Source organism: Peribacillus sp. SIMBA_075 (assembly GCF_046534585.1).
This window is the reverse complement of the sequence record NZ_JAWRYN010000017.1, coordinates 1-17587: the sequence shown is the minus strand read 5'-3', so window position 1 is coordinate 17587 and position 17587 is coordinate 1. Positions and strand designations below refer to the sequence as shown.

The following is a 17587-nucleotide window of genomic DNA, read 5'->3' as shown; positions in this document are numbered from 1 at the left end:
ACTCCTGATTACTTGTACTAATTAACTATAGTCTAAGCTATCAGTTTAGAAAAAAGTATGGGCACATTGCACAAAAATGGATGACAATCCCTGTTTTTGATGAAAATTAATCATTCATTAATATAATCAAGTACGCAGTCAAGGCGTGACGAAAGTTTCTAATATCGAGACCAGTTCTTTCAGTGAATTTATCTATCCGGTATTGTAAGCTGTTCCGATGTATATAAAGCTGTTTGGCGGCATAGGTAGCATTGGAGTTACATTCGATATACGTTTTAATCGTTTTGATAAGTTCAGTATCCTGTTTGGTCTTGCCGAGAATCTCATTGATATACCACTTTGAATTCGTAACGGATAGGTCATTTATTAAAGAATGGGGGATGATGTCTGCCAAATCAGCCACCTTTAGATCCGGCAGATTTACTTGTGCCAAAGCAAAACATTTTTTCTCCTGATTCCTATGATGATGCAGGTCTTGATTTACTGGGTGAAAGCGCCCGGTGAACATTCGGGTCTTTACATAAAAGTCACTTTCAAGCGTGGAAGAAATGGCGATTAGTTCTTTATTTGATAAAGATTCATCCTTGTCGGTTTCAATTAAGATTCCTGCCGTTTCATTTTCCCAGACAATGGCTGCGTCAGATGGAACGAAAGCGAGGAAGGCGTCTTCAAAATCGGAGTGGGAATAATCAGCATGAGTAAGCTTGAAATGAATGAATCGAACATTCTCCCAGCTTGTTAAAGGCAATGGTGCATTCGGTTCGGATAAAAAAGTTTTCCATGATGTGCCTGGAAACGTATTGAGGTTATTTTGGTTTATGGAAGGAACAAAAAGCAGTTCCAATAAACGGATTTCTTCAGCTGTGATTTCTGAACGGGGAATGCCAAGTATACTTCTTGTGTCTTCGAACCAAACATAGTCAGTAAAATCATTAGTATCCTTTTTATTGGTAAGAGCGTTCGGGAATTTTTGTTTGAGATTTTCAAGCATCATTTCCACCTTCTTTCTCCCTTTCCATATCATTATAGCGAAAAAGAATAAAGTTCAAAAGAATAGGATAGGATATTGCCAGTTTTTCCGAGAAGGGAAAGTGCATTCCTTCTAGGTAAAGACACGTAATAAATATTTTCTGTTCGGCAGAAAATTTAGCCATAGAAAAACACTCCGTAAATGTTAGTTTGGTGTCTAACATTTACGGGGCAGTTCAAGTTTGCCTACAGTTTTTTTATGGCTTGTAATTTGAACGTTGATTGGAACAAAAGGCACTTGCTTTCCGCGGGTGGTCCGCCCTCGGCTTGCTCCTGCTTTTTGTTCCGTGCTTTTCGTTAAAAACCATTCCTCTAAAAATGGGCTAAATGACAATTATCAAGCCTTTCCATCCAGGTTAATTATTCCATTATTTTCTTGTCAAAAGGGTAAAGAGATAATACATGTATTATAATAATATAAAAAAGGCAGATGAAACTACTTTTTCCAATAATGGGGAGGAAATGCATGATAGAGATAAAGACAGTAAATGATGTGGTTTGTGTGCACGGGACTCCTAGCGGCAAGTCGGGGATGAGTGTCTATGTTTTTTTAACGGATGGCCTATTGATAGATACAGGTGCGCAGATATTATTGGAAGGGCTTGTTCCATTCTATGAGTCCGCAGACTTCGATTTAGTGGCGCTGACACACTATCATGAGGACCATACAGGGGGCGCAGCCTGGATAATGGAACATAAAAAGGTTCCGATATTCATTCATCCGATGTCGGTCGATGCTTGTGCGAAGGATGCTGAATATCCTGAGTATCGCAAAATATTTTGGGGGAAGAGAGACGCCTTTAAGGCTGATCCGCTAGGGAAGGCCATTCATTCCCGCACCCAAAAGTGGGAGCCGATTTTTACCCCTGGTCATGCGAAGGACCATATGGTGTATTTGAATCACAGTAATGGCATGCTCTTTTCCGGAGATCTTTTCGTAACACCAAAAACAAAGCTTGTCTTACGGGAAGAGTCTGTCCCGATCATCATCGATTCTATAAAAAGATTACTCCAATATGATTTTGGAGAAGTGTATTGCTGTCATGCTGGGCATGTTCCGGATGGAAAGGAAATGTTCCGAAAAAAACTAGATTATTTGGAAAACCTCCGTGGTGAAATTTTGCGTTTACACCATCAAGGACTGACCGTTCATGAGATACAGCAACTCGTTTTACCGAATCGATATCCCCTTATCGAGATATCTGAGCATGAATGGGATTCGGAGCATATCATTACATCAATACTAAAGGAAATATTTTGAGCGCAAGGGAGAATGAATGAAATAAGGGGGATTTTCCATTGAAGGCAAGGGGTTATCGCTTCTTGCCGTTTTCATGGAAGAGTGTAGGAGTTAAATCTTGGGTCTTCATAATTTTCTAAAAAAGACTTAATGCGCAAACGGAAATTGCGTGACCATAGGTAGATACAGGGGATAGACAGTATGGAAAGAAAAAGGATCCGAACTTGATGAGAATACCGAGAGTAATGCATAGGAGGTAAAATCTAATCGGGTGAATAGAAATGAATTTCTAAAATAATCAAAGTTTAAACGCATTTGCCTCGGGCCGCTTTCTTGATGTTCACGTGATTTGGTATAATCATATGTTTAAAAGTATGCAATTCACAATATCATAACAAGAGGCCTATTGTTTAAATTCATGAAATTATTTGAATATTTATTTAAACGAGGGATTGTCAGTTTCATTAAAAATGGGCTGCTTTTTATAGTATGATAGTCATAGAATATGAACAAGCTACATTACATTGAAAAAAAGGTGATCAACTAGTGGAAACAATTCATGCAACCAGTTTTAACTTAAGAGGCTCAAAGATTGAAATAATCATAAATGAAAATATAGAATCAGCCGATATAATATTGCAAGATAATGAAACGAAAGAAGAACATATTTACGATAAAGTAATTTGTAAAAGTTTGAATGAGGAAACCTGTTTGACCATTTCACTTGATAATATGAACTGGCCAGATGTACATAGGACAACTTATACAATTTTGCTTAAAATGAACCAAGAGTTGTTCAGACTGGTCAAACCTACTATAAAAAGAATGAAGAATCGATTGTTCGCCCGTTCTTATTATCAAATTTCACAAAACGAGACTGCAATCATCTTTCTGAACAAAAAAAACACCCTAAGTATAATGTATGGCAATTCAGCCAGCATATTTCGTGCATCCTGTAAAGTGGTTTCGGATAATTTATACATCTCCGCTATGGAAGTGGAGGGGGAAAAGGCAAGGTTTTTCCATGAAGAAGGAGAGTTAGGTAAGCTATTTCTGACAATATATGATCCTGCAACCGAGTGCACCTCAGCAATTGGAGCCGTGCAGGGTGAAAGGAATACAATAGAAGTGGATTTATCAAAACTTGCTGAAATTCCTTCCTCTGCCAACTTGTATGTTGAAGCGAAAATCGGCAAGGTTTTAAAGTCATACAAACTTCAGTTCAATTCCAACCTTGTTCACAGGTATAGTGAGCTTTCCTTTTACGAAATGGATCCGTTGGCTAATTCATTGGAAAGCATTAAAACACGATATTTTGATGAACTTGAAATAAAGGGTGACCATCTTCTTGTTCGATTGATGGAGCCTTCCTGTCAGCCCACTTCCGTTGTTTTTGAAAAAAGCACATCAGCAGAATGGGTTCAAACGCACGAATTCAGACAGGATGGACAACTTTTAGTAATCGATTTGAAAAAAATCTTTAATGATATCTTTTTTAAAACTGGTCAAAAGTGGAAGGTTTATGTTAAAGAGGTCATTGCCGGGGATGTACAGTTAAGTAAATTAAAACCCATATCAACATTTGCATTTCCTCAATTGGAACAGCTACCTCTTGAACTGGTGAAAACTCACGCCATGGCTTATATCTCGCCTAAAGCTGAGTTGGGAATTCTATTGGGTGAAAGTGAAGACGTCAATAAAGCACGTTTCTATATTACGAAGAATAGACTGCCAATACATGACTTAAGCTTCCATGAATATGAATTATCTTTTTCCATGGAAGATATCCAAGATGCCAAGGTTAATTCCGCGTACGTAGTTATTAAAAATAGAAAAAGCGGAGAAATGCATCGAGTGCCATCGATTCTAAAAATAAACTCCCGACAAATTGAAGTCCATTCGAATTTGGAGCCATTTATTAGAAGTGGGATAATTCCATCAAGGTGGGATGTTTTCATTGAGATAACGTATGCGAATGTAATGGAATTGAATCGGGTTGGTTTTTACGACCAAAAGAAACTTCCTATGGAAGAAAGATATTTACCTTCGATTCAGGCAGATGAAGAGAATGTTTTTACACCTTATTTAACAGCCCGGAATGAACTCTCCTTTGTTATTGGTACAGAGTTTGCACTTCGGCATGAAAAATTAAAGTCAAAAATTCTGATTAAGAATGTTGTTCTAAAAAAATCGATACTTGAAATCGAAATAATACTCTCTTTGCCAGACGCTCAAAGTTATCAAGTAAAGGGAATGTTACTTAAGCATCGTAACAATGAGGCATTTACGCGACTTCCCGTGACTTTAAAGAAGAAGAGCATATTATCTGAAGTCAATTTGGACGAGCACGAATTTGAACAGTTTTATTGGGATTTTTATGTATTGGTTGACGTAGAAGGTGAGGATTACGAATTAAAACTTAAACGTCCAACAGATAATGTCCGTAAAAAATTGAATAGGACTATTAATGATTATTCATATTCAAAAGAGGACGACCATGTTGTATATCCTTACATTACAAGAAGTAACTCTCTTGCGTTAACATACAGAATGAAAAGTGTTTATGAAGCACCAATTTTCAAGTGGAAAGAAAAAATATCCTACTTCGTTTATAAAATGCTTAATAGGTACTATGATCATAAAAATATTTGGCTTGTTTACGAGAAGATGTCAGAAACCGCACAGGATAATGGCTATCACTTTTTTAAATATTGCTATAATGAACAACCGGAGAGAAATGTCTATTATATTATAAAAAAAGATTCTCCTGATATGGCTAACCTTAAAGGGTTTGAGGATCGTGTAATCCACTTTATGAGCTTTAAACACTTGATCTATTTATTTTCCTCTAAACTGCTCATCGCATCAGAAACCAAGGGACATTCTTATGTTTGGCGTGTACAAAAGGGTAAAGTGATTGAGTATTTAAGAAGGAAGAGAATTGTCTTTTTACAACATGGAGTGCTGGGTTTAAAGAAAATCGATAGTACGCTAAATAAGGGTTCATCAGAGGAAGTGGATTTGTTCGTTACCTCTTCAGATTTTGAAAAAGAAATCGTGAAAAATTATTTTGGATATAACGAGAAGGATATCATCGTTACCGGTTTAAGTCGCTGGGATGACGTAAACAAAGAAGAAACTCCAATAAAACGACAAATTTTCTTAATGCCTACATGGAGGAATTGGCTTAATGAAGTGTCTAATGATGCATTCATTGAATCGAATTACTTTAAAAGTTATATCGGTTTATTGAATTCGGAGAAATTGATGGATTTGCTCCGGATACACCAGGTGGAATTGAAGTTTTATGTCCATCCTAAATTTCAGCCTTTTATTGATCAATTCCATACAACTTGTGATCAGATCGAGATAATCAAGTTTGGTGATGTTAATATCAGCAAGTTGATCCGTGAATCGGCACTCTTGATCACTGACTACTCAAGTGTTGCTTGGGATATGTACTATCTTGAAAAACCGACTATCTTTTATCAGTTCGATCTCGATGAATATACGGAATTACAAGGAAGCTACATGGATATGAATAAAGAATTATTCGGGGATCAAGCACTGAATACGGATGATTTGTTAACTTCCATTGAAAATAGCATACGTAACAACTTTGAAGAACAAGAAATCTTTAAAGAGAAAAGAAGTCAATACTTCGCTAATATCGACAATCAAAACAGTGAACGTATTTATAATAATATTTTAAAGAATGAAAAAAGATTAAAGCCAAGAAAAGTTTCTTTTTATAAAAAACTCACAAAGGTGACATTGCTGAGAAAGATGTGGCGCTTTGCAAAACGCAAAAAAATAACTAGGAAGCTGGCTTTTTCATTAAGAGATCATTTAATGAATCTGAATGAAAGGGGGGTTCGCGGCCTATGGGACAGAAGATAATCACGGTGGATCATCTAGTATGTAAAGATGAAAAAATCTCCTTTCATTTCAAGAATCCCCATCCAGTGAAAATCATTGGCATTGAAGAAAGCATGAAAATAAGATGGACATTCGATACGGATATAATCGATTCAAAAATGGTAATCGACCTTAAAAGCTTTAACGCAGAATATTATCAAGCGGCATCACGCTGGAAATTGTATGTGGAAGAAAATGGGGAACTGCATCGAATACAAATTAGCGGGGGAAAGAATGAGTATTTCCATTCAATCCCCTCTATTGGCGTTCAAGTGATAACCCCCTACATCACCAGAAATGGTGGTTTAAGCATCGTGATTAAACAACCGATCCACCTGTCGGATGAGGTTCTTTCAGCAAAAATGTCGCTGATGTCTTTAAATTTTAAAGGTAACTTCCTGACTGGTACCGTACGCCTTGAAATGAAAAGGGAATATGAAATGGTCGGACTAGTCTTAAAGCCGAGGGATATATCCGAGGACAAGCAGTATTTGTTCAAGGTGAAAGGGAAAGATAAACTTTCTTTTGAAATCGATGTTGATTCAATGGAATTGCGCCCGTTTTATTATGATTTTTATTTGTTAGTCAGGGTTGATGGGAATGATCATTATATTCGATTTAAGAATCCTACGTGGTCGGCATCAAGAAAGTTGAATAAAAGACTTTTTGGAATGTCCTATACTTTTGATAACGGTTTTTGGATTTATCCATATATCACGGCATCAGGTACATTGGCATTAACTTATAAGGAAAAAACAGAATACGAATCGAATATGTACTTTTTTAAAGAAATTCTTGCTTCTTGGGTTTTTAATATTCTTCGTCCTTATTATATGAAAAAAAATATTTGGTTGATTTACGAGAAAACGGCTGATAGGGCCCAAGATAACGGTTATTATTTCTTTAAATATATTTATGAAAATCATAAGCATCAACAAGCTTATTATATTATAAAGCCTGATTCAGAAGATTATCCGAAATTGGAAGGCATGAGAAATAGAGTAGTTGAATTCATGAGCTTTAAATATATGGTTTACATGTTTTCTGCTCAGCTGCTAGTGTCTTCTGAAACAAAAGGGCATGCGTACGACATACGCATTCAAAAGGGCCGCATTAGAAAAGCGATGAATTATAAGCCGCTTGTCTTTTTACAACATGGTGTTATTGGCTTGAAGAAACTTAATAGCATCTTTAAAAAATCAAGCATTAATGCACCAAGTCTTTTTGTCGTTTCTTCACCTGCTGAAGGAAAAATCATCCAGAACCATTTCGGCTATAGTAAAAAGGAACTTATTGTAAGTGGCCTGCCGCGATGGGATGTCATTGAAAATAAGTCTAGGGGGAAAAGTATTTTATTAATGCCGACATGGCGTGTTTGGCTTGAAAACTTGCCTTTTGAGGAAGTGGAAAAAAGTGAGTATGTTCAAGTGATCAGGACGTTTTTACAATCTAAAGAATTGAGCCAGCTATTGGAGCAACATGATTTGACGCTGTATTTTTATTTGCATCCTAAATTCGAAGACTTTATTGACCATTTTTCAAATAATAATCATAGGATCATCATTTCTAATGAACAGGACTTAAATTCCTTATTAATGCAAACTTCCATGTTGATTACGGACTACTCAAGTGTTGCGTGGGATATGTTTTATCAGAAAAAGCCTGTTATTTTCTACCAATTCGATCTAGAAACATACAATAAGTATCAAGGCAGTTATATGGATTTAGATCATGAGTTATTTGGTGATCAAGTTTTCACTACAGAAAAGTTGATATCGACCATTAAAGATTATACAGAAACCGGTTTTGAAGAAAAAGAAGGCTTTGGTCTTTTAAGAGAAATGTATCTTCCCTACATTGATCATTCCAATAGCCAACGAGTTTATAATGGAATTCAAGAGAAACAAGGGATGTTGAAGAAGATTAAACGCAAGCAGTCGATTTTAAGGCTTTTGAGTAATCCTGGGTTACGTTTCCTTTGGAGTAAACTTAATAATGTGAAACCCATAAAGAGAGTGGGAGAACGAATTCGGTTGAAAACTAAATAAGTACATTTACATTTGAAAAATGGCGAATACATTTATTTTTTGCTATGTTTTGTATGCACTCAAACAACTTCCGTGAGGAAGTTGTTTTTTATTCTTTAAATAATAACAAATCATAAGGAATGTCCGGTCAAATGATCGCACGGACATTAGGGCTATTGATGTTTGGAATGGTTGAATACTTTACCGATAAGTTAAAAACACAGGTTATGGATTTTATCAAAACTCGTGAAAAACTGGCAAAGGAAATTAATATATATGTAAAAAGTTCAAATGAAAAAGAAGCACTTGCACAATCTAGAAAGGGTTATGAAAAAGTGAGAGGGGAAATGTTCGGGATATTGCCAGTATTTGATACATAGCAGGATATTTGAGCCTTGAATTAGGGGTGTAAAGTCATAGCTAAAGGAAAAGAGCTTAGTTCGTATTTTCTTTTTGTCCTTATGTACCTCTATTGAAAACTTAGTCGGATTTCTACCTGACCTATAGAATTGGTGATTCACTCTTTGTATTCCGATTGGTTCAGGGCCCTCCAAAGAGAGCCCCTACTGGGTTTATTTATTGATATTGGGATCTGTTTCATCATAAAAATCATGTGCTTCCTCGATGTTTTGAAGGTTAGCGACTTCATACACATTTCCGCCTGCCATTCCTTCATTGATGATACGGTCGATATCCAGGAAAACAGAGTCCTTGCCATCATATTCGGTATCCTTCAAAAATGTCATTTTTTCTTTATCCAAAATAAATCCCTCCAGCCTTTTCTTTAGTTTAGGCAAAGGAGAGTTTTTTATACTGTTCAGGGGTTTCAAAATCAAAAGGGGGATAGGGTTCATTCATATACATGATAGACCATTAAGTCATGTATCATGCTTTTTAATTTGGTTTCTTCTGTTTCAGAAGGTTTGTTGGCTGTCCACTCGATGGATCCATCTTTATGATATATGGCTTGAACTGCCTGCCTGTTGAAATAAAAGGAAATTTTCCATCCTGGCAAATTTTTATGCAGTGGTGACCATTGAAAATGGGTGATCATATGTATAACCTCCATATATGCTGTCTCTCATTTCATTATAATGGAAAACGGCAGCTGGAGGTGTTATTTTATTTTCAGGTTGGAAAAAGTTAATTCGATGAAAAGGTTTTTTAAATGCAAAAGCCTGTTGACTTCAATTTCCTCTTCATCGAACTGCATGGGCTTTGAGTTCACTTCGTATATGAAGAGCGAGCCTGTTTCGTCTTCCCCAATATCAATGGAAAACTCACCGAGAAAACCGACTTTTTTAGAAAGAATCTCTCCGCATTTTTGAGCGATATTCGCTAATTTTAGATTCAAGCTTCTTGATTGCAGGTTTTGATAAGGGAAAAGCTTACCCCCTTGTGGAGTGTGGGTAGTGATTTCCTGAGTTTGTGACATCCTTACTGCTTTGCCGGTCACTTTATAAAAACCTTTTTCATAATGGACGAGAATCCGGTAATCGTAACGATGTCCAAGAAGTTTTTTTGGGCTGATCGCCTGTTGGGCAAGGTAGCTTCTCTTTAATAAATCCTTTTTTTTCGTTTCCCAGAATGAGGTGAAATCAGGGAAGGATTCACTATGCTTCAGGCTATTGAACAAAAGCGTATCATCATGATTTTTGATGATCGTATAAATGCCCTTCCCTTGGCTTCCTTTGCAGGGTTTAAGGTATATATGCCTGTGGGTTTCCAGAAAAGCATCCAGGCAATCGCTGTTCCTTAGAATCATGGTGGGTGGAAGATGATTGGTGAGGGATCCATCTTCCATTAAAGCTTCGAACATTACAAATTTATCAAGAAAACAAGGGTTGAATAAGTTCATTCTATATTCTTTAAGGTGAGTGATAAGACGTTGGAATTCCTCTGACGCCTCATAGCCCCTTGAGGGGATTCGGTTATAGACGATGTCTGGGAGCGGCATCTTACACTCAATCCACTTGTTTGAAATGGAGGAAAAAACATACCCTCTCAACGTCTCGGAGTGAAGGGCATTTCCTGTGAATGCAAAGGTCAGAATCCCGTGCTTCAATAAAAATGATGATAGGTCCCGAAAAAGGGTCAAGTTTCCTCCCAAGCCTGATTCCTTTTTGGGATTGGAAGCAGTCAAAATTCCGACGACAAGCATCCGGTTACCTGGAAATACTGTGATTGGAGTTAGGGGTTGATTCAAATGGTCCTTTTTATAGCTTATTTCCTCTACGGCAACTCCGGCGAAAAGTTCCGCATTCTCTTCGGTGTGGTACCAGTTTTCAGAGGGGATATCGTAGAAAATGTTCATCGCTGTACACTGATTGAATTTGTAATGGTCTGTTCCGTAAGATAAATGGCATAATCAAGGCTTAGCTTTCTGGTTAGCAATTCGAAATCCTTGAGCTTTGGATGGGAGAAGATAGAACGTCCTGGTTTGGAATTGGCCTCAAACATCCAAACCTGCCCTTTTTTATCCAATCCAAAATCAAAACCTATTTCTGCGATTATGCCGTCCAAGTGCTTTTCCATACTATCACTTAAAACCAGTGCAGCCTCCGATAGCTTTTGTTCGACTTCTTTCGCCTCATCGTCATCTCCAAACAGTTCGGCAACCGTTTTGATGACGCCCCCGCTTTTAATATGGGTCGTGACGCTGCCGGCACCGGCTATTTTTGCGGCGATCGCGGTTACCTGCCATATTCCATTACTGTCCTTGTTCGTATGGACCCGGAAATCTACAGGGCGTTTTTCATATCGAATTAATGGGACGCCCTGCTGTACGATAAGATTCTCAAGGGGTCGGTCATGAAAGATATGTTTAACGATGGCTTCCAGTGTGGAAAACTTTTGCAATTTATTTTCTTTTGCCTCATTTTTATAGCGGCAATAGTAAACATCTTCATGCTTATCATAAATAATTTGATGAATGCCTAGTCCGAGACTGCCGTGAATTGGTTTAATATAAACTTGGCGGTAATGGGAAAGAAGGGTTTCCACCACGGATATGGATTGAAATGGATACGTTTCAGGTAAATAAGGCAGTGCCCGCTCATCCGCGCATAACCTTTCATTTACATCCCATTTATTGAAAAAACCTGGATTATACCATGGAATGGTATATTCTTTTTGAAATTTATGCTTCACCTCTTTTGGTCCATCGCGGTTTTCCGTCAAACGATTGGGGAGGCGGTCATAGATGACATTTGGAAAAGGAAATTCACAAATGTGCCAGTCATCGTTCTCAAACACATAACCTTTGATTGTCTCCTCATCCCAATTGATTACATTTTCTCCAAAAACAAAGGGGATACAGCCTGTTGTCCGGCTCAGTGAAAGGAGCTTTGCAAAAAAATCCGATCTCTCCCCCAATGGTTTGTTGGAAATGCCAGTGAAGCCTGAAGAAAAAATTCCGACAAGCGGACCAATATGGATGCTCTTGCCGTATATGAATAAATGAAGAGGAATATCGGTCTGATCGAATATTAGCGATTCCGCAAGACTTTCTGATAGGACGATTGATTGATTGATGGCCGGGTTTTGTTTAACGATGGCAGGACATGAATGCCGCCCGAAATAAATTAATTCAATCTCTGCCAAATCTCCAAGCTCTGAAGGGTAGAATAGAACATTGCCAGGGATAGCGGCAATTTCGGCAGGATAAGTCTTTCTCACTTTCTATTCACCTGCTTTCTGAAGATGATCGGCTAAATACCGGCTATATTGAAATGGTGCACGATGAATATCTTTCATGGCCTCCGGCTGAATTGCCTGAATGATTTTCCTGCCGGGTTTCGAGTTGATGTCCATTATCCATATTTGCCCTTTTTTATCGATGCCTAGATCAATTCCCAACTCGAATAACCTTTCAAAAACGGCTTCGGTTTCTCTAGGAAGGGTGCGAAGGATATGCTGGATCTTTTGTTCGACAGCAATCGAAATCGTTTCCGGGTTTTTTTTGATGAAAGTATCCAATGAAATGGCTTCCCCGCCCGTGGCGAGATTTGATGTAATTCCGTCTTTTTGTCCAGTGCGAATTCCGCGGCCCCGTTCCATCCATTGATTCTTCTCGTTTTTTTGTAGTAAAATTCGTAAATCGAATGGCTCGTTTTTTTCGTTGCAAAGATCCAAATATGGCTGGCAAAGGTAACGGTATCGATTTAATAAATGATGCAGCCATTTGTTCAGCTGAGATGTGGAGGTGAATTGGCGATCGTATTTGGTGCCTTTTTTCGTCATGGAAACCAAAGTTCCGTCTGCGGTTTTTGATAGAAGATAGATACCTGTACCGCCTGCACCGAATTCAGGTTTAATAATCACCTTATCCAGGCGTTCCAAATGATCGGTAATATCTTCAGGTGTTGTCACTTGAAAGGTCTCTGGGAAAAATGCCTGTAGGAGTGGATGATTTTTTAGGATTTGGTAAACTTCCCATTTACCAGGAAGTCCAAGCCCTAAGAAATTCGAGTTATCTTTTAACCAATCGATTTTATCTCGCGTTTCCGTTGACTCACGGGATAATCCATGAAAACAGCGATCATATACAAAATCAGGTAAATCAAAGGACGTTGGAATCCATGTTTCATTCTCGGCATCAAAACGCTCGCCCCGCACTTTTTTTAAATCCCTATCAATATTTTCCGGTGTGAATTTACAAACTTTCATATTAAATGATTTAGCGGTTTTGGCTATTTCGGTGAAGTAATTGTTTTCATGTGAATCCGACGTGGCCATTAATCCTATTAACACGTGCTAGCAACTCCTTTTATGGATAGTTTTCGCGGTTAAGGACGAGCATGAAATCTATGATGGATTTTACTGATGGACGAAAGATTTCATAGTTGCCTTGAAATTTTTTCGATGGTTTCGAATTCACTTCGATGATCCATGGGTGTGTATCGGTATCCAGTGCTAAATCGATTCCGAGCTCGCCGAATGAATCGTCATGGTTTTCGACCAAGGCCTGGGCTGCGTTTTTAGCCAGCCGTACGAGCTTTTGATATATGTGGCTGGCTTCATGAAGGTCAAATGCTTCCCTTAGGAAATCTGGCCCGTTTTTCATTAATCCGCCTTGTGCAAGATTGGAAACAATAGTGCCTGGGTCTCCAATCCGGGCAACCATTGATGTAACTTTCCATTGAAGCTGATCATTCCGGTGAAGCAGTATGCGGAAATCAACTTTTCTCTGATCAGTTTCGAAAAGGGAAATCCCCTTTTGAAGAATGAAGGCTTGTTTTCTGGAAAATCTTTTTAAGGCGTTATACAATTTTTCATCCGTATCTGCAAAATGTACATCCCGGAGATGTCCGGAGTGCTCGATTTTCCATTTTTCAGCTACTTGCGTTAACCTGCAAATATTCCTGCCTTGACTGCCAGATGCCGGTTTGAAGTAGATTACCGAATGCTTTTCTATAAATGTCAAGAACGGCTCCTTTTCGTTAAAAAGTATCGTATCAGGCAAATTTGGCAGCAAATCATTTTCTGAGATCAATAGCTCATGTACATCATATTTGGAAAGGAACCTTCCATTGAACATCGGTATCGACCGTGCCTCCAGTTCATTTTTGAACAGCTCGAAAGCATGCGATGCTTCAAGTTTGCGCGAATGGATCCTGTTATAAAAGACATCAGGAATGGGGAGGGGCAAGATGTGCCAGCCATCTGGCCCTGTCTGATATCCTTCTACTACTCCATCTTTAAGCGACTGAAGTTTTACTAAATAGAAGGGGATACCCTGTTGATTACAGTATGATTTCATTTCCTGGTAAAATTTTTCCATTTCGCCGAATGTCCCGTCTTGCAAGGGAGTCTGGTTCATGAGTGCAGCGAAGAAAGGGCCTATTTTGATTGACCTTTCTTCCTTATGAAATGTGACGGAAGTTGGATCTGGAAAAGCAGGTAAGGATAAAATCTGGTTCATGTCAAATGAAAGTTTCAATGTAGGCATTGATGAAGGGAATGGTTGGACAAGCACAGGGACGGAACGGCATCCAGCCATGATCGTAACGGGTTCTCCAAATTGAAGGCCCCATTCCTCAAATAGTTTTTCTTCGATAAACAGAAGCGCCTTCTTTCTAGTCACTGCAGGGTTTACCGTAATGAAAACTTTCTGATGGTTAAGGTTCATAATAATTCCCCGTTTGCACTAAGTTTGATATCCTTTTATAATTAAATGATGGGCAAAAGTGGATAACACATTCTATGTTTTTTTTATCAGAAGGTGTCATTAAGCCCATAGTTCAAGCAATAAAAGGAGAAATTTTCATGGATGAGTTTTGGGTAAAGATACTGTTTATGGTTGTCGTAGGTGCTGTAATAGGAGGTTTCACCAATTTATTGGCTATCCGAATGCTATTCAGACCTTATAAACCAATCTATATTTTCGGGAAACAGCTGCCGTTGACACCAGGGTTGATCCCGAAGCGGCAGGATGAGTTAGCGAAACAGTTGGGTAAGTTGGTGGTTGATCATTTAATCACGCCAGAGAGCATCCAAAGTAAAGTCATCAATGATGCCTCTATACAGAATATGAAAATTTTCGTTCAGGCAGAAGTAAAGAAAGCATTGTCCACTGAAAAAAGTACTGCTCAATTGCTTGATCAATTGGGAATGAAGAATTCTTCATTCACGATAGAACAGAGATTACAAGCATTCATTCTTGGTAAATATGAAACATGGTCGGAAGAGAACCGGAGCAAAAGCTTGAAGGATATCGTCCCGCCGCAGATTCAACAAAAAGCACTTGACTCGATTCCTGATATGTCACGATTCATCGTAAAAAAGGGAAAAGAGTATTTTAACAGTGCAGAAGGCAAAGGCCGTCTTGAAGACATGTTGGATGATTTCTTCAAGGAACGGGGCAAGATGATCAATTTAATTCAGATGTTCATTGGAAACGAAAAGTTAATTGATAAGATCCAGCCGGAAATCATAAAATTCTTTGAACAATCCCGAACGATTGATATATTGTCAGGGATGATGATGAAAGAGTGGGGAAATCTGGAGAAATGGGATGTAGAGAAAATAGAGGAATTGATCGGTAAAGAAACGATTAGACAATTGATTACCGAAAAAACGGCAGAAATGATGCCAGTCTCTTCTATCATGAATAAGCCGGTTCGAGAATTGACAGCCAGTTTCACTAACACCATTGTGGAAAAAGGTGTCCCGATTTTCGTGGGAAAAGGTGCCGAGTATTTAATCAAGCATTTTCAGCCGCTTTTCCAAAAGCTTCACTTGGACGATATCGTGGAAGAACAGGTTTCGTCATTTTCGGTGTCCCGGCTTGAGGAAATGGTCGTTTCAATCACTAAGAGAGAATTGTCCATGATCACATACCTCGGGGCTTTGCTTGGTGGAATCATCGGTTTATTTCAAGGTTTCGTAACTGTTTTAATAGGATGACGTGTAATTCTCAAGTGGATTTGTTATAGTGGAAAAGATGTAGGAATACAATGATTACAGGGAGGGGAAATAAATGAATAACGTATATGATGCAGCGTACGAAATGGAAAAGGCGATTAGGGCAAGTAATGAATATGCCGACTTGCAACGCTTATATGATCTTGTCAATTCTGATGAAGCAACAAAAGGAATGTTTGAAAACTTCCGCAATCTGCAGATGTCATTGCAGCAAAAGCAAATGATGGGACAGGAGATCGCTCCAGAAGAGGTTGAGCAAGCACAAAAGACGGTACAGCTTGTCCAACAAAACCCAACCATTTCACAATTGATGGAAGCTGAACAACGGATGAGCATGGTGATCGCAGACCTCAATAAAATTATCATGAAGCCGCTTGAAGATTTATATGGCTTGCCTGAGCAACAGCAATAAGAGTTGGAGACTCCCTTCTATAATGGTTGGGAGTTTTTTTGTTCCCAAGAATGTACCGTATGCAAGGGTCATGAACTACTATTTGTTCTACTCTCTAAATTTTAGTCATAAATTTGAAAGAGGATACTACAGATGGGGGAGATCAGCATGGTATATCGTCTACTTGCGGTCAATATCGACGGGACATTGCTCCAGTCGAATGGCCGTTTAAATAAATCGACTAAAGAAGCAATCGATTATGTACACCAAAAAGGTGTCCATGTTGCACTTGTAACGTCAAGAAACTATCATTCAGCAAAAAAAGTGGCCAAAGCCCTAAAAATAAATCCGATGATCGTTGCTCAGCAAGGAGCTTTTGTCGGAGCTTCCATTGAAAAGCCCATTATGGTAAAAAGAATTTCAGAAGAACTGACTGCAGAGCTTGTACAAATGCTTGAAAAGGCCACATGCCAAATTTTGCTCGTCCATGAAAAATACTCGCTGGGAAATCGGGTGAACCTCCCTGAGAATTTACTTGGCAAAACGGTTATGTATCTGAATGATCAAAATATTTATGCGCAAAATTATGTGGATGATATCAGTGAAGAGCTCATTGACCAGCCGATGGCCCCTACGAAAATGGATATAATATTTTCAGAAAAAAGTGATCAAAATGATATGCTGAAATTAATAAAGGAAATGTTCCCTGAGGTAGATGCAATCTTGCATCCAGGACATAAGCTGACAATTGTTCCAAAGGGTGTTTCTAAATGGAGTGGTGTATTGTATTTAGCTGATCATTTAGAGGTGAAAAGAACGGAAATCGTCTCGATTGGAGATGGATTGGATGATATGGAGATGATTGCCTGTTCTGGTCTGGGTGTTGCCATGGGCAATGCGGATGAGGAAGTTAGGAAAGTGGCAAAATGGGTGACGCGCTCCAATGATCAAGATGGTGTGGCCTACATGCTAAGGGAGTTTTTCCGGAAACAGCATCCAATCGATTTTCTGCAGAAGATGAATATGCTTAAGTGAATGTCGGGCTCCTTCATATAGAAGGGGCCCCATTCATAATTCCGCTTTACGCGGCCTGGTATTTGTCATAAATAATTCTAAGCATCTTTCCATAAACTAAAGGAAATCAGTAATGGAAAGGAAGAATTCAATGGGTGTAATCAACGCGAAAGAGGTTCAAGTCGGAGACGAGGTGTTTGTGATTTATAATAATTCCCATGTTCCTACCGTTTCGAATATAAGGGCAGCGGAAATTGTCCCGCATCCCAAAGATCCAAATGCAGTTGCCTTGTTCTTGAACGATACATTTCATACTATTGAAGATGATGATGCATTGTTCTCTTCGGAAGCCGCAGCGGAAAAAGCATACAGTGATTATATGGATAACCAGGACCAGATGACTTGAGAAGACGTGTACGGAGAAAGAATGAAAAAATGAAAGCCCTCGCCTTTGAACTGTGCCCCATTTTACGGACAGTATAAAAAAGTGCCTAAGCAGCTAATAAATGGTCCCGGTATTGTACCGGGGCCATTTTCCTTAGC

General features: G+C 38.6%; 15 protein-coding genes. 8 read left to right on the top strand and 7 right to left on the bottom strand.

All coding sequences use genetic code 11. The features are described from left to right. Positions 1 to 106: 106 nt before the first annotated feature. Positions 107 to 994, bottom strand: coding sequence for a PucR family transcriptional regulator (locus SB775_RS14135; protein ID WP_410861992.1), 888 nt, complete (start codon positions 992 to 994; stop codon positions 107 to 109). A gap of 501 nt (positions 995 to 1495) precedes the next feature. On the opposite strand from SB775_RS14135, the gene SB775_RS14130 reads away from it, so the two are divergent. The 4 genes from SB775_RS14130 to SB775_RS14115 all read left to right on the top strand — a co-directional run bounded on the left by SB775_RS14130 (position 1496) and on the right by SB775_RS14115 (position 8594). After that, positions 1496 to 2290 carry an MBL fold metallo-hydrolase gene (locus SB775_RS14130; RefSeq protein ID WP_061461987.1) on the top strand — a complete coding sequence of 265 codons (795 nt, stop codon included), beginning with the start codon at positions 1496 to 1498 and terminating at the stop codon, positions 2288 to 2290. A gap of 525 nt (positions 2291 to 2815) precedes the next feature. Next, positions 2816 to 6169 (top strand): CDP-glycerol glycerophosphotransferase family protein, encoded by a 3354-nt coding sequence (locus SB775_RS14125; RefSeq protein WP_410861956.1) that lies wholly within the window; start codon positions 2816 to 2818, stop codon positions 6167 to 6169. Beyond that, the gene (locus tag SB775_RS14120; protein WP_410861955.1) at positions 6154 to 8235 is read left to right on the top strand and encodes a CDP-glycerol glycerophosphotransferase family protein; all 2082 of its coding nucleotides are present in this window, start codon (positions 6154 to 6156) and stop codon (positions 8233 to 8235) included. Before SB775_RS14125 ends, SB775_RS14120 begins: the two co-directional genes overlap by 16 nt. Before the next feature lie 131 nt (positions 8236 to 8366). Then, on the top strand, positions 8367 to 8594 hold the full coding sequence (locus SB775_RS14115) for a hypothetical protein (RefSeq protein WP_410861954.1): 228 nt from the start codon (positions 8367 to 8369) through the stop codon (positions 8592 to 8594). 192 nt (positions 8595 to 8786) lie between these two features. Here the strand turns inward: SB775_RS14115 and SB775_RS14110 are convergent, their stop codons facing one another. The 6 genes from SB775_RS14110 to SB775_RS14085 all read right to left on the bottom strand — a co-directional run bounded on the left by SB775_RS14110 (position 8787) and on the right by SB775_RS14085 (position 14344). Next, positions 8787 to 8975 carry a hypothetical protein gene (locus SB775_RS14110; protein WP_061461991.1) on the bottom strand — a complete coding sequence of 63 codons (189 nt, stop codon included), beginning with the start codon at positions 8973 to 8975 and terminating at the stop codon, positions 8787 to 8789. A gap of 89 nt (positions 8976 to 9064) precedes the next feature. Then, the gene (locus SB775_RS14105) at positions 9065 to 9268 is read right to left on the bottom strand and encodes a YheE family protein (RefSeq protein ID WP_410861953.1); all 204 of its coding nucleotides are present in this window, start codon (positions 9266 to 9268) and stop codon (positions 9065 to 9067) included. A gap of 63 nt (positions 9269 to 9331) precedes the next feature. Beyond that, the gene (locus SB775_RS14100) at positions 9332 to 10528 is read right to left on the bottom strand and encodes a YheC/YheD family endospore coat-associated protein (protein WP_410861952.1); all 1197 of its coding nucleotides are present in this window, start codon (positions 10526 to 10528) and stop codon (positions 9332 to 9334) included. Then, positions 10525 to 11892, bottom strand: coding sequence for a YheC/YheD family endospore coat-associated protein (locus SB775_RS14095; protein ID WP_410861951.1), 1368 nt, complete (start codon positions 11890 to 11892; stop codon positions 10525 to 10527). Before SB775_RS14095 ends, SB775_RS14100 begins: the two co-directional genes overlap by 4 nt. Positions 11893 to 11895: 3 nt before the next feature. After that, positions 11896 to 12966 carry a YheC/YheD family endospore coat-associated protein gene (locus tag SB775_RS14090; RefSeq protein WP_089364922.1) on the bottom strand — a complete coding sequence of 357 codons (1071 nt, stop codon included), beginning with the start codon at positions 12964 to 12966 and terminating at the stop codon, positions 11896 to 11898. 16 nt (positions 12967 to 12982) lie between these two features. Beyond that, a complete protein-coding gene (locus SB775_RS14085) occupies positions 12983 to 14344 on the bottom strand; it encodes a YheC/YheD family endospore coat-associated protein (RefSeq protein WP_410861950.1) in 1362 nt (453 codons plus the stop codon). Positions 14345 to 14481: 137 nt separating this feature from the next. Here SB775_RS14085 and SB775_RS14080 point away from each other — a divergent pair, with 137 nt between their 5' ends. From SB775_RS14080 to SB775_RS14065, 4 genes are all read left to right on the top strand, one after another. Next, positions 14482 to 15621 carry a DUF445 domain-containing protein gene (locus tag SB775_RS14080; RefSeq protein ID WP_176432071.1) on the top strand — a complete coding sequence of 380 codons (1140 nt, stop codon included), beginning with the start codon at positions 14482 to 14484 and terminating at the stop codon, positions 15619 to 15621. Between the two features lie 73 nt (positions 15622 to 15694). After that, positions 15695 to 16051 carry a YlbF/YmcA family competence regulator gene (locus SB775_RS14075; protein WP_061461998.1) on the top strand — a complete coding sequence of 119 codons (357 nt, stop codon included), beginning with the start codon at positions 15695 to 15697 and terminating at the stop codon, positions 16049 to 16051. Positions 16052 to 16198: 147 nt separating this feature from the next. Further along, positions 16199 to 17065 (top strand): Cof-type HAD-IIB family hydrolase, encoded by an 867-nt coding sequence (locus tag SB775_RS14070; RefSeq protein WP_061465992.1) that lies wholly within the window; start codon positions 16199 to 16201, stop codon positions 17063 to 17065. A gap of 112 nt (positions 17066 to 17177) precedes the next feature. Continuing rightward, the gene (locus SB775_RS14065; RefSeq protein ID WP_410861949.1) at positions 17178 to 17450 is read left to right on the top strand and encodes a transcriptional regulator SplA domain-containing protein; all 273 of its coding nucleotides are present in this window, start codon (positions 17178 to 17180) and stop codon (positions 17448 to 17450) included. The last annotated feature ends 137 nt before the right edge of the window (positions 17451 to 17587 follow it).